General features: G+C 69.7%; 13 protein-coding genes. 9 read left to right on the forward strand and 4 right to left on the reverse strand.

The annotated features are described in order from the left end of the window. Positions 1–79: 79 nt before the first annotated feature. From I596_RS06415 to I596_RS06425, 3 genes are all read right to left on the reverse strand, one after another. The gene (locus tag I596_RS06415; protein WP_150132051.1) at positions 80–436 is read right to left on the reverse strand and encodes a hypothetical protein; all 357 of its coding nucleotides are present in this window, start codon (positions 434–436) and stop codon (positions 80–82) included. Between the two features lie 69 nt (positions 437–505). Beyond that, complete coding sequence (locus tag I596_RS06420; protein ID WP_067645620.1) at positions 506–802, reverse strand: DUF1244 domain-containing protein; 297 nt, start codon at positions 800–802, stop codon at positions 506–508. Positions 803–883: 81 nt separating this feature from the next. Continuing rightward, positions 884–2,224 (reverse strand): M12 family metallo-peptidase, encoded by a 1,341-nt coding sequence (locus I596_RS06425; protein ID WP_067645622.1) that lies wholly within the window; start codon positions 2,222–2,224, stop codon positions 884–886. 120 nt (positions 2,225–2,344) lie between these two features. On the opposite strand from I596_RS06425, the gene folD reads away from it, so the two are divergent. The 5 genes from folD to I596_RS06450 are packed head-to-tail and all read left to right on the forward strand — an operon-like array spanning position 2,345 to position 6,889. Beyond that, positions 2,345–3,199, forward strand: coding sequence for a bifunctional methylenetetrahydrofolate dehydrogenase/methenyltetrahydrofolate cyclohydrolase FolD (folD, locus tag I596_RS06430; protein WP_067645624.1), 855 nt, complete (start codon positions 2,345–2,347; stop codon positions 3,197–3,199). A gap of 30 nt (positions 3,200–3,229) precedes the next feature. Next, positions 3,230–4,087, forward strand: a complete 858-nt coding sequence (locus tag I596_RS06435; protein WP_067645625.1) for a TRAP transporter TatT component family protein — start codon at positions 3,230–3,232, stop codon at positions 4,085–4,087. A gap of 8 nt (positions 4,088–4,095) precedes the next feature. Continuing rightward, entirely contained in the window at positions 4,096–5,112 is a 1,017-nt protein-coding gene (locus tag I596_RS06440) for a TRAP transporter substrate-binding protein (protein WP_083965416.1), read from the forward strand. Further along, on the forward strand, positions 5,109–5,612 hold the full coding sequence (locus tag I596_RS06445; protein ID WP_067645627.1) for a TRAP transporter small permease: 504 nt from the start codon (positions 5,109–5,111) through the stop codon (positions 5,610–5,612). The genes I596_RS06440 and I596_RS06445 overlap by 4 nt, the downstream gene beginning before the upstream one ends. Beyond that, positions 5,609–6,889: a TRAP transporter large permease gene (locus I596_RS06450; RefSeq protein WP_067645629.1), complete on the forward strand. Its 1,281-nt coding sequence runs from the start codon at positions 5,609–5,611 to the stop codon at positions 6,887–6,889. Before I596_RS06445 ends, I596_RS06450 begins: the two co-directional genes overlap by 4 nt. 29 nt (positions 6,890–6,918) lie before the next feature. Here I596_RS06450 and I596_RS06455 read toward each other — a convergent pair whose 3' ends face one another. Continuing rightward, entirely contained in the window at positions 6,919–7,674 is a 756-nt protein-coding gene (locus I596_RS06455; RefSeq protein WP_067645631.1) for a S1 family peptidase, read from the reverse strand. Positions 7,675–7,840: 166 nt separating this feature from the next. On the opposite strand from I596_RS06455, the gene guaB reads away from it, so the two are divergent. From guaB to I596_RS06475, 4 genes are all read left to right on the forward strand, one after another. Next, positions 7,841–9,295, forward strand: a complete 1,455-nt coding sequence (guaB, locus tag I596_RS06460) for an IMP dehydrogenase (RefSeq protein ID WP_067645632.1) — start codon at positions 7,841–7,843, stop codon at positions 9,293–9,295. Positions 9,296–9,303: 8 nt separating this feature from the next. After that, positions 9,304–9,903, forward strand: a complete 600-nt coding sequence (locus tag I596_RS06465; protein WP_150132052.1) for a hypothetical protein — start codon at positions 9,304–9,306, stop codon at positions 9,901–9,903. A gap of 4 nt (positions 9,904–9,907) precedes the next feature. Beyond that, entirely contained in the window at positions 9,908–11,473 is a 1,566-nt protein-coding gene (gene guaA, locus I596_RS06470; RefSeq protein ID WP_067645634.1) for a glutamine-hydrolyzing GMP synthase, read from the forward strand. 619 nt (positions 11,474–12,092) lie between these two features. Continuing rightward, positions 12,093–12,488 carry a hypothetical protein gene (locus tag I596_RS06475; protein WP_067645636.1) on the forward strand — a complete coding sequence of 132 codons (396 nt, stop codon included), beginning with the start codon at positions 12,093–12,095 and terminating at the stop codon, positions 12,486–12,488. Positions 12,489–12,544: the final 56 nt, after the last annotated feature.

Consider the following 12,544-nt stretch of genomic DNA (forward strand, 5'->3'; position numbering starts at 1 on the left):
GGAAGCCGGCGCAACCGCCGGTTTCCCATGGGTATCCACGCCGGCACCCATTCAGGGTGCGCGCGGACGGCACGCCGCGCTAGGCGATGGGCGGGCGGTGCAGCCGGTCGGCCGGCTCGAAGCGGTAGTCCGGTCCGGGCAGCGCGCTGCCGGCGACACGCGGAGGCAGCGGGGGAGCGGCGGCCAGGGCGGCCGGCAGGGCGGGGCAGGCATGGAGGCAGGCGCAGGGCCCGCTCAGGCAGCAGCCGTGGGGATCGTCCGGCGCCGGCCGGTCGGTGGCGGTGCCGGGTGCTTCCGGCGTGGCCGCCGCGCCGTGGCACGGCAGGTCCTGCGCGTCCCGGGCCGGGCCGGCTTGGGCGGACGGGACCACCGGCACGCCGACGCCGTTCGCGATCAGGGCGATCGCGAGCAGCAGGCGCAGGAGGACGGCGGACACGGACATGGCCGCTACAGACTGCAACCGACGGCGATTGGTTTCAAGGGGCGCCGTATCGGCCCGCCGGCCTCAATGGGCCTGCTTGCGCGCCGCCTCGAACGCGGCGAGCTGCTCGGGCGTGGCTTCGGGCTGATGGCGTGCCTTCCATTCGGCGAACGGCTCGCCGTAGATCCGTTCGCGCGCCTGCTCGCGGCCGATCTCCACGCCGCGGGCCTCGGCCGCCTCCCGGTACCAGTCGGCCAGGCAGTTGCGGCAGAAGCCGGCCAGGATCATCAGGTCGATGTTCTGCACGTCCTTGCGCCGGTCCAGGTGCTCGAGCAGGCGGCGGAACGCGGCCGCTTCGATCTCGGTGGTGATGTCGCTCATCGCGGGGCTCCGGTTGGGCGTGGTTCGCCGTGCAGTGTAGCCGGTGCCCCGATGGATCGACGCAGGGCGTCACCGGACGCCCTACTGGAAGCCGTTGGCGAAGATCAGCTCCGAGCGCAGGCAGCTCGGCGTGTTGGCCGCGACCAGGCTGCGCAGCTGGATGGCGTGGGTGGGATGGAACTGGAGCTCGTTCTGCCCGCAGTTGGCGCCGTTGGGCGCGCCGATGTGGCAATAGCTCATCAGGCTGCCGCGCGGTGCGCCGGGCCCGCTGGCGGGGCAGGTCGGCGTGCCGGTATAGCAGCCGCTCTCGCCGTTGAAGCAGCGGTCGATCGTGTTGGTCCCGGTCGGGCCGCTGCCGTTGCTGGTGCTGGCGCAGTGGGTGTGGTGCGCGCCGAAGTTGTGGCCGAGCTCGTGCCCGACGATGAACGCGCTGAGCGGTATGCCGATGCCGGGATTGGTGAACACCTGGTTGACGCTGTAGCTGCCGCCGCTGCTCGTCGTGCGGCAATAGGCATTGAGCCAGGCGATTCCCGAGGCGCTGTTCCCGCTGGGGGACTTGCCCGACAGCAGCATCGCGAATCCGCGCGCGACGGCCGTGGCACCGGCGCTGTAGTTGGCCTGCCAGTAGTTGCCGAACTCGGTCAGCTGCGCCTGGCTGGCCGGGCTGTCGGTGTTGTTGTAGGGGTCGTTCGCGGTGCGCAGGAAAGTCGTTCCCTGCTTCAGCGCCACGTTGAGGTCGCGCTGGTAGGTGATGTTCATCTGCGCGAACAGGTCGGCGATCCAGGCGGTGGCCTGGACGGTATTGCCGGAGAAGCGCTCGGCGAGCAGCTCGGTGTCGGTATCGACCGCGACGACGGCCACGCTGGCATAGCCGGTACCGGTCGGAACCGCGCCGGCGAGGTCGAGCACCGGCGCGACGTATTCGGGCCCGATCGCCGTATCCTCGTTCGGCGTGAAGACCGGCGCCACGCCCTCGGGCAAGGCCGCTTCGGGCGACACCGCCTGCAGGGCCCAGTCGCCGCCGTCGCGCCGGGCGGTCAGGATGAACGGGCCGGCCGGGCCGGTGCCGCTGCCGGTCGGCGGCTCGGCGGATGCCGGGTCGAACGACAGCCCCACCCGGGTGGCGCCGTCGGCGCTGGCACCGAGCAGGTGCACGCGGCGGCTGCGCGGTATCTCGCGCGTGCCGTCGGCATCAACTACGTAGATGCGCGCATCGGCTGCGTAGATCTCGATGCGGCGGAACCGGATCGGTCCGGAGGCGTCCGGGCCCAGCGGGAACGCCGCCAGCTCGACCGTGGTGCCGGCCGGCGCCTGCGCGAGCCGCTCGCGCGTGGCCTGATCGAGCAGCGAGGTGCCGGGACGGTCGGCGGCGACGGCGCTGCAGCAGCTCGCCAGCAGCAGGTTCAGAATCAGTGCGCGCATGTTCGTGGGCTCCCGTCGCGGCCGGCAAAGTCTACGAGAGCGTCCGACAATCCCCGGGGGTAATTTGAGACCGGATTCGCGGACATGGATAATCGCCGGTTTTCCGGGACACGCATTCAGATGAGCGCCAGGCTGCTGGACGGCAAACGCATCGCCGACGAACTGCTCGACCGCATTGCGGTACGGGTGGCGGCCCGTGTCGAGAGCGGCCGCTCGCGCCCGGGCCTGGCGGTGATCCTGGTCGGCGACGATGCCGCCTCGGCGGTCTACGTGCGCAACAAGCGGCGTGCCTGCCAGCGCGTCGGGTTCACGTCGCATGCCTACGACCTGCCGTCGGCCACGCCCGAGGGCGACCTGATCGCCCTGGTCGACCGCCTCAACGCCGACCCGGAGGTCCACGGCATCCTGGTCCAGCTGCCGCTGCCGGCGCACGTCGACGCTCCGGCGCTGATCAATCGCATCGACCCGCGCAAGGACGTCGACGGTTTCCAGGCCGAGAACGTCGGCCGCCTGCTGCTGCGCCAGCGCGGCCTGCGTCCGTGCACGTCCAAGGGCGTCATGACCCTGCTGGCGCATACTGACCAGCCGGTGCGCGGCCGTCATGCGGTCGTCGTCGGCGTCTCCAATCATGTCGGCCGGCCGCTGGTGCTGGAGCTGCTGCTGGCCGGGTCGACCACCACCGTCTGCCACCGCTTCACCGACGACCTGGCGCGCTACGTGTCGCAGGGCGACATCGTCGTGGTCGCCGCCGGGCGTCCGGGGCTGGTGAAGGGCGAATGGATCAAGCCCGGCGCGGTCGTGATCGATGTCGGCATCAACCGGCTCGAAGACGGCCGGCTGACCGGCGACGTCGAGTTCGATGCCGCGGCGGCGCGCGCGTCCTGGATCACGCCGGTACCGGGCGGCGTCGGCCCGATGACGGTCGCGACCTTGATGGAAAACACGCTCGAAGCCGCCGAAACCTTCTTTTCCTGAACGACCCCACCGCACCGGAACGCCAGCGCCATGCCTCGTCGCCGATCGCTCAACGCCTTTCTGCTGTGCGCCGTCCTGCTCGGCGCATCCGGCTGCGCAAGCATCGTCAACCGTGCCAGCCAGCGGATGGCCGACAACCTGACGGCCGGCATCCTCAACCAGGACGACGTCGCCACCGCGCGCGACGGCATCCCGGCCTACCTGCTGCTGATCGACGGCCTGATCCAGGGCGACCCGAAGAACCCGGGCCTGCTGCTGGCGGGCGCGCGCCTCTACGGCGCCTACGGCGGCGGCCTGGTGGAGGACGCGGCTCGCGCCAAGCGCCTGTCCGGCCACGCGTTCGACTACGCGCGGCGGGCCGCCTGCATCACCGATGCGCCGCTGTGCGCCGCCTTGGACCAGCCGTTCGAGCCGTTCGCGGCGGCCGTCGCCAAGGCCCGCGACCCGGCGCTGCTGTTCGCGCTGGCCAGCAGCTGGGCCGGCCGCATCCAGGCCAACGCCGAGGACTGGAACGCCATCGCCGACATCCCGAAGGTGCAGGCGCTGCTCGACCGCGTCGTCGCGATCGACCCGAACCATGCCGGCGGCGAGCCGTACCTGTACCTGGGCGTGCTGGCCACGCTGCGGCCGGCCTCGCTCGGCGGCCAACCCGAGCAGGGCAAGGCCTTTTTCGAGAAGGCCCTTGCCTTGTCGCAGGGGCGCAACCAGATGGTGCGCGTTCTGTATGCCGAAAAGTACGCACGGCTGGTCTTCGACCGGGACCTGCACGACCGCCTGCTCAACGAGGCGATCGACGCGGACCCGCACGCGCCCGGCCTGACCCTGATCAACACGCTGGCGCAGCAGCGGGCCGCTGCGCTGCTGGCCTCCGGCAACGACTACTTCTAGGAGCGACGATGAAACTTCCGATCCGCCCGGCCTGGCTGCGTCTCGCCGCGGCCGCGGTACTGGCCCTGGCCGGCACCGCCGTGCAGGCCGCGACGATCCGTATCGCGACCCTCGCGCCCGACGGCACCGCCTGGATGCGCGAGATGCGCGCCGGCGCCGATGCGGTCAAGCAGAAGACCGAGGGCCGTGTCGAGATCAAGTACTTCCCCGGCGGGGTGATGGGCGACTCGCTGACGGTCCTGCGCAAGGTCAAGGTCGGCCAGCTGCAGGGCGGCGCGTTCACCGCCGGCGAACTGGCCGAGGTGGCCAGGGACGTGCAGATCTACAGCCTGCCGTTCCTGTTCCGCAACCAGGACGAGGTGGACCAGGTCCGCGCCAAGCTCGACCCGGCCCTCCAGGCCTCGATCCGGGCCGCCGGCTTCGAGCCGCTCGGCATCAGCGGTGGCGGCTTCGCCTACCTGATGAGCACGCGCGACCTCAAGAGCCGCGACGACCTCAAGGCGGCCAAGGTCTGGATTCCGCAGGGCGACAAGATCGCCGAGCTGGCGTTCAGGACCGCCGGCATCACGCCGATTCCGCTGGCGCTGTCCGACGTCTACACCAGCCTGCAGACCGGCCTGATCGATTCGGCCGCCAACACCACCGCCGGTGCCATCGCCTTCCAGTGGCACACCAAGCTCAAGTACATGATCGACCTGCCGCTGAGCTACGTGACCGGCTTCCTGGTCGTCGACAGCAAGAGCTGGGACAAGATCGCCGAGGCCGACCGGCAGGTCGTCAGCGAGGAATTCGCCGCCGTCTTCAAGCGCCTGGATGCGCAGAACCGGCTCGACAACGCCGCCGCGCTCGATGCGCTCAAGCAAGCCGGCATGACGATCAACCAGCCGGCTGCGGCCGACGGCAAGAGCTGGGAGGCCCTGGGCCACGAGTCGTACCAGGAGCTGATCCGCCAGGGCGGCATCACGGCCGACATGCAGCGCCAGCTCGAAGCGGCGCTGGCCGCCGTGCGCGGCGCCGCCCGGTGAGCCCCGGCGCGCGCCGGGCCCTCGCCTGGCTGCACCGGTTCGAGGACGGCCTGATCGCCGTCGCGGTGCTGGTGCTGGTGCTGGTGGCCGGCGCGCAGATCGTCCTGCGCAACCTGTTCGAGACCGGCATCGCCTGGGCCGACCCGATGCTGCGCGCGCTGGTGCTGTGGACGGCGATGCTCGGCGCGCTGGCCGCGGCCCGCGAGAACCGCCACATCGGCCTGGACATCGTCACCTATTTCGCGCGCGGCCGGTTCGCGCGCGTGCTGCGCGTGATCGCGCTCGGCTTCGCCGCGGTGCTCTCGGGCCTGATGGCCTGGTACAGCATCACCCTGGTGCAACTGGACCTGGATTCCGGCGCGAAGGCATTCGCCGGCGTGCCGGTGTGGCTGGTGGAGGCGATCCTGCCGGTCGGCTTCGCGCTGCTGGCGCTGCGCCTGGCGGTGCAGGCGCTGCTGCCGCCGCCGAACCATGCGCCGGTCCCGGAGATCGCGCCGTGACCACCGTGCTGCTCGTGCTCGTCCTGCTGCTGCTGGCGCTGGCCGGTGCACCGCTGTTCGCGCTGATCGCGGCGATCGCCCTGGTCGGCTTCCATTTCGCCGGGCAGGACGGCGCCGTCGTCGCGATCGAGTTCTACCGGCTGGCCGACATGCCGGCCCTGGTCGCGATCCCGCTGTTCACGCTGGCCGGCTACCTGCTCGCCGAGAGCGGCGCGCCCAAGCGCCTGGTGCGCGTCAGCAACGCCTTGCTCGGCTGGCTGCCCGGCGGCCTGGCGATCGTCGCGATCATCGCCTGCGCGCTGTTCACCGCGTTCACCGGCGCCACCGGCGTGACGATCGTCGCGCTCGGCGCGGTGCTGTTCCCTGCGCTGATGCAGGCGCGCTACGGCGAGCGGTTCTCGCTGGGCCTGCTGACCGCGGCCGGCAGCCTGGGCCTGATCCTGGTGCCGTCGATGCCGCTGATCCTCTACGGCGTCGTCGCCCAGCAGTTCCACACCACGCCGCCGGTCACCGTCGACGCCCTGTTCCGTGCCGGCGTGCTGCCGTGTGCGCTGATGGTCGTGCTGCTGTCGGTCTACAGCGTCTGGCACGCGCGCCGGGCCGGTGTCGTCACCGGATCGACCAGCGGCCGCGAACTGGCCGCCGCGCTGCGCGACGCCGCCTGGGAAATCCCGCTGCCGTTCGTGATCCTGATCGGCATCTATACCGGCGTGCTGGCCGCCTCGGAGGCGGCAGCGGTGATGGCGCTGTACGTGCTGGTCGTCACCGTGGTGATCCGCCGGGAGATCCCGTTGCGGCGGCTGCCGGCGGTGCTGCGCGAGGCGATGACCCTGGTCGGCTCGATCCTGGTGATCCTCGGCTTCTCGCTGGCGCTGACCAACTGGCTGATCGACACCGGCGTGCCCGAGCGCCTGTTCGACGCGATCAAGGGCAGCATCGAGAGCAAGACCACGTTCCTGCTGGTGCTGAACCTGTTCCTGCTGGTCTTCGGCATGCTGCTCGAAGGTTTTCCGGCCATCGTGATCCTGGTGCCGCTGGTGCTGCCGGTCGCGCTCGGCTACGGCATCGACCCGATCCACCTCGGCATCATCTTCCTGGCCAACCTGCAGCTGGCGATCTTCCTGCCGCCAGTCGGCCTGAACCTGTTCATCGCCAGCCTGCGCTTCGGCCGGCCGGTGATGACCCTGGTGCGCGCCAGCCTGCCGTTCTTCCTGATCCTGCTGCTGGCGGTGCTGATCATCACGTACTGGCCGGGGCTGTCGCTGGCCCTGGTCTGAGCGCTCCCGCCGGCCGCGGCCGGCGGGGATCAGCCGCCGAAATCGTCGGCGAACAGCGCGTCACTGCAGAGGCTGCCTTCGACGCAGAGTCCTTCGAAGCCGAGCAGGAACGGCAGCGCCCGGTCGATCCGCTGGTAGTAGGTGCTGCCGCGGCAGTTTTCGTGGCTGATGAAGCTGGCGACGCCGAGCGCCACCGGCTGCGCACCGCCCCCGGCCGTGAACAGCGGGCTGCCGCTGTCGCCGAAACATCCCTGCGGCAGGCCGTCGACGACGACATTGTCGGGGATCAGCTCCGCGATCGTCGTCGCACCGATGCGCTTGCGCTCCGACTGGGCGTTCTCGTCGCGTCCGTAGCCGGCCATCCACACCGGGAGGCCGATGTCGGCGTTCGTCAGCGGCGTCGTGCGGACCTCGATCACGGCCTCCACCGCCGGCTCGGCCAGCCGGATCACGGCCAGGTCGAACGCGGCGGTGGCCGGGTCGTAGGCCGGGTGCGGCGTGATCGTGGCGATCGGATAGCTGTTGAGCACGTGGTCGCGGTCCGGCCCGGTGAAGAAGACGTCCGGCGGCGCCACCGTGTCCGAGCCGATGCAGTGCGCCGCGGTGATGACCAGGTCCGGGCCGACCAGGAACGCCGTGCAGCCGAAGAGAGGGCCGTGCATCAGCGCGCCGATGCCGGGCCAGCGGGCGGAAAGCTCGCCGCCGACGATCGTCGGCGCTTCGTCGGCACCGGCCGCGGGGCCGGAGAGGGCCAGCAGGACGGCCAGCAGGGGCAGGGGGCGCATCGGGCAGGCTCCGTCGGGCGATTTCGGGGGCGTGCATCGTAGCCGGTGGTGCCGCCGTTGCCACGTCACCGCCTGCCTCCCGGGAGCGCATCCAAGGCGGCCATGGCGCCGGACCGCCGGAACCCGGTAAAATGGCGGGCTTCCATCGCCGCTCGCGGAGTCCCGCATGCGCATCCTGGCCGAAGCGCTCACCTACGACGACGTCTACCTCGTTCCCGGACATTCCACCGTCCTTCCGCGCGAGGTGGATACGTCCTCGCGCCTGACCCGCTCGATCCGCCTCAACATCCCCTTGCTGTCGGCGGCCATGGATTCGGTGACCGAATCGCGCCTGGCGATCACGATGGCCCAGTGCGGCGGCATCGGCATCATCCACAAGAACATGTCGCTCGAGCAGCAGGCCGCGGAAGTGCGGCAGGTCAAGAAGTTCGAGGCCGGCGTGATCCGTGATCCGCTGACGGTGCGGCCGGATACCTCGATCCGCGACGTGCTCCGCATCACGCGCGAACACGGCATCTCGGGCGTGCCGGTCGTCGACGGCGACCAGCTCGTCGGCATCGTCACCAGCCGCGACCTGCGCTTCGAGAAGAAGCCCGAGGATCCGGTCAAGAACATCATGACGCGCAAGGACCGCCTGATCACGGTCGGCGAGGGTGCCAGCGACGAGGACGTACTGGCGCTGCTGCACAAGCACCGCATCGAGAAGGTGCTGGTCGTCAACGAGGCGTTCCAGCTGCGCGGCCTGATCACCGTCAAGGACATCCAGAAGGCGCGCGACAACCCGCATTCGGCCAAGGACGCATCCGAGCGCCTGCGCGTCGGTGCCGCCGTCGGCGTCGGCGGCGACACCGAGCGGCGCGTCGAGGCGCTGGTCGAGGCGGGCGTCGACGTCATCATCGTCGATACCGCGCACGGCCACGCGCAGTCGGTCATCGACCGCGTCGCCTGGGTCAAGAAGCACTTCCCGGACACCCAGGTCATCGGCGGCAACATCGTCACCGGCGACGCCGCGCGCATGCTGCGCGACGCCGGTGCCGATGCGGTCAAGGTCGGCGTCGGCCCCGGCTCGATCTGCACCACGCGCATCGTCACCGGCGTCGGCGTGCCGCAGATCACCGCGATCGACCTGGTCGCCAACGCGCTCAAGGACGAGATCCCGCTGATCGCCGACGGCGGCATCCGCTATTCCGGCGACGTCGCCAAGGCGATCGTCGCCGGCGCCTCCACCGTGATGCTCGGCAGCATGTTCGCCGGCACCGAGGAAGCACCCGGCGAGGTCGAGCTGTACCAGGGGCGCTCGTACAAGAGCTATCGCGGCATGGGTTCCATCGGCGCGATGGAAAAGGGCTCCAGCGATCGCTATTTCCAGGACGCCTCCGACCCGGAGAAGCTCGTCCCGGAAGGTATCGAGGGGCGCGTGCCGTACCGGGGGCCGCTGCGCAACATCGTCCACCAGCTGGTCGGCGGCCTGCGCGCCTCGATGGGCTACTGCGGCTGCGCAACGATCGAGCAGATGCGCAGTACGCCGCAGTTCGTCAAGGTGACCGGCGCCGGTGTGCGCGAAGCACATCCGCACGACATCGAGATCGTCAAGGAAGCACCCAACTACCGCCTGACCTGAGGTCGACCATGCATAGGGTGCTGGCATTGATCGTCGCGGCCGCCACCGCATCGGCCGGCATCTGCGCCGAGCCGCCCACGCAGCTGCGTGTCCGTCTCGGCGACCAGGACATCCGCCTCGACGCCGGCCAGTCCGTCGAGGTCCGCATCGACGGCAAGCCGGTGAGCCTGCGCGTGGACGAGCTGCCGTTCCGCCGGTTCGCCGAAGCCGGCATCGCCTTCGACTATCCGCGGCATTTCCCGTGGGAATTCGAGTCGCCCGCGACCTGGACGCTGGACGGCAACAGCGCCGTCATCATCGTGCTCGGTGCCGAAAAGGGCGAGGGCGCGGACCCCGATGCGGTGCTCGACGGCATCGCGCAGACACTGAAGTCCAAGCGCCCGGCCCCGCGCGAATCGATCCTGCTGGCGACGCGCAACGGTCCGATCGACGGCGTCGCGATGACCGTGACGCTGGCCTCCAGCCGGATCCGGAACGAGGCGTACCGGATCGAGGGGCGCTCCCGCGACGTGCTCCTGCTGCTGCAGGACAGCCTGACCGACGACGGCCAAGCCAGTGCCGAGTTCGTCGCGATGCGCAAGCAACTGGCCCAGACCCTGGAGTTCTGACCGCGTGACCGCCCTGCACAGCGACAAGATCCTCATTCTCGATTTCGGCGCGCAGTACACGCAGCTGATCGCGCGCCGTATCCGGGAGATCGGCGTGTACTGCGAGATCTGGGCCTGGGACCACGACCCGGCCGAGATCGCCGCCTTTGGCGCCAAGGGCATCATCCTGTCCGGTGGCCCGGAATCGACCACGCTGCCCGGTGCGCCGGCCGCACCGCAGGTGGTGTTCGACGGCGGCCTGCCGCTGCTCGGCATCTGCTACGGGATGCAGACCCTGGCCGCCCAGCTCGGCGGCGCCACCGAAGCGGCCGACCAGCGCGAGTTCGGCCATGCCGAGGTCGACGTGGTCGCTCCCGACGCGTTGCTCGCCGGCCTCTCCGACCACGGCGGCGCCGCCCGCCTCGACGTCTGGATGAGCCACGGCGACCACGTGTCCGCCGCGCCGCCCGGCTTCACCGTCACTGCCACGACCGACCGCATCCCGGTCGCGGCGATGTCCAACGAGGCCAAGCGCTGGTACGGCGTGCAGTTCCATCCCGAAGTCACGCACACGCTGCAGGGCCAGACCCTGCTGCGCCGCTTCGTGGTCGACATCTGCGGTTGCCGGACGCTGTGGACCGCCGCCAACATCATCGAGGATCAGATCGCGCGCGTGCGCGAACGCGTCGGCGGCGACGAGGTGCTGCTCGCCCTGTCGGGCGGCGTCGATTCCTCCGTGGTCGCCGCCTTGCTGCACAAGGCGATCGGCGACCGGTTGACCTGCGTCTTCGTCGACACCGGCCTGCTGCGCTGGCAGGAAGGCGACCAGGTGATGGCGATGTTCGCCCAGCACATGGGCGTCAAGGTGATCCGCGTCAACGCGGCCGAGCGCTACTTCGCGGCACTCGCCGGCGTCACCGACCCGGAGGCCAAGCGCAAGATCATCGGCAACCTCTTCATCGAGATCTTCGAGGAGGAGTCGGCCAAGCTCTCCAATGCCAAGTGGCTGGCGCAGGGCACGATCTACCCCGACGTGATCGAATCGGCCGGCAGCAAGACCGGCAAGGCGCACGTCATCAAGAGCCACCACAACGTCGGCGGCCTGCCCGAGCACATGAAGCTCGGCCTGGTCGAGCCGCTGCGCGAGCTGTTCAAGGACGAGGTGCGGCGCCTGGGCGTCGAGCTCGGCCTGCCGCGCACGATGGTCTACCGCCATCCGTTCCCGGGTCCCGGCCTGGGCGTGCGGATCCTCGGCGAGGTCAAGCGCGAGCATGCCGAGCTGCTGGCCCGCGCCGACGCGATCTTCATCGAGGAGCTGCGCAAGGCCGACCTCTACGACACGACCAGCCAGGCCTTCGCGGTGTTCCTGCCGGTCAAGTCCGTCGGCGTCGTCGGCGACGCCCGCGCCTACGAGTGGGTCATCGCGTTGCGCGCAGTGGAGACCATCGACTTCATGACCGCGCACTGGGCGCACCTGCCGTACGAGTTCCTCGGCACGGTTTCCAACCGCATCATCAACGAGCTGCGCGGCGTCTCGCGCGTGGTCTACGACATCTCCGGCAAGCCGCCGGCGACGATCGAGTGGGAATGAATTGACGTCCCTCGAAGACTATCGCCCGCTATCGAAAAACTGCCGCAACGTGTTGTTTCAAGGATAGATACGTCGCGACAGTTATCGGTGCCCATCGCCGGCCAGCGGGACAGGCTGGCGGTGGAAGTGGTGGTAAGAGGCGAAGATCGCATTGAGACCCTGCCGTTTGCTATCCAGACCAAACCGGTCGTTGACGGTAAATTTCTCCTCGGGAAAGCTCGTTTGTGCGGCTTTCCGGGCATCAGCAGGTCTCCCGGCTCCTGACGGTAAAAGCCGTCACGAATGCAGGAGAAACTCCACTGCTTACCGACACCGCGCTGCGTAACCTCAAGGCTAGGTCCACGACCCAGGATGAATGTCGGACCTGGAAAGCCAGTCGTCCGATTTCTGGCGATACCGCAGCTACTTGCGTGCGGATGAGCTTGCACACTGGCAGCCCGGGAAGGACTCGAAGGTTTCGGAGCCGATCGGGTAGGGTGCTTCGCCACCGCCCCGATTCAGCATGCTGTAAGCGGTACACTCGCCCCTCTATGCATGGACTGGTCGCTCCTTCGAGGTTGTCCGCTGCCGTGGTGCGCTTGCGCCGCGAGGGTGGGGCGTCGCCTTGCGGGGGTGGACGGTGAACCTGCTGCGCACCATTCGCGGCCGCCGCCTGCGCCTGCGGTTCACCTCGCTGGCCCTGCTGGCGCTGCTGTTCCAGCAGTTCGCCCTCGCGGCTTACGCGTGTCCGATCGCCGAGGTTCCACCGGAACTTACGATGAGGATGGCTGGTTGCGAAGGCATGGCGATGCCGGACCCGGAGGCGCCGGTGCTTTGCGACCAGCATTGCCAGCGCGATCACATCACCAATCCCGATTCCAAGACGCCGCAGGTGCCGCCGCTGGCCTTGGCGCCGCTGCACTTCGCGCTGACTGCGGCCCTGCTGCCGGCAGTGCAGGCCCAGTACTACGAAGACGTGCCGATCTGCCGGTCCGACCCGCCACCGGCGCAGCGCTTCTGTAGCCTGCAGATCTAGGCCCCGACCGCGACCCATTCCCGCGCTGCCGATCCCGGTGGCGCGCTCGTCGTTGC

Source organism: Dokdonella koreensis DS-123 (assembly GCF_001632775.1).
GTDB classification, from domain to species: Bacteria; Pseudomonadota; Gammaproteobacteria; order Xanthomonadales; family Rhodanobacteraceae; genus Dokdonella; species Dokdonella koreensis.

What these genes read in the sequence shown, in the direction of transcription:
- I596_RS06425 (WP_067645622.1), bottom strand. Translation starts at nt 2,224, where the DNA reads ATGCGCGCACTGATTCTGAACCTGCTGCTGGCGAGCTGCTGCAGCGCC.
- folD (WP_067645624.1), top strand. Translation starts at nt 2,345, where the DNA reads ATGAGCGCCAGGCTGCTGGACGGCAAACGCATCGCCGACGAACTGCTC.
- I596_RS06420 (WP_067645620.1), bottom strand. Translation starts at nt 802, where the DNA reads ATGAGCGACATCACCACCGAGATCGAAGCGGCCGCGTTCCGCCGCCTG.
- guaB (WP_067645632.1), top strand. Translation starts at nt 7,841, where the DNA reads ATGCGCATCCTGGCCGAAGCGCTCACCTACGACGACGTCTACCTCGTT.
- I596_RS06435 (WP_067645625.1), top strand. Translation starts at nt 3,230, where the DNA reads ATGCCTCGTCGCCGATCGCTCAACGCCTTTCTGCTGTGCGCCGTCCTG.
- I596_RS06465 (WP_150132052.1), top strand. Translation starts at nt 9,304, where the DNA reads ATGCATAGGGTGCTGGCATTGATCGTCGCGGCCGCCACCGCATCGGCC.
- I596_RS06455 (WP_067645631.1), bottom strand. Translation starts at nt 7,674, where the DNA reads ATGCGCCCCCTGCCCCTGCTGGCCGTCCTGCTGGCCCTCTCCGGCCCC.
- I596_RS06440 (WP_083965416.1), top strand. Translation starts at nt 4,096, where the DNA reads ATGAAACTTCCGATCCGCCCGGCCTGGCTGCGTCTCGCCGCGGCCGCG.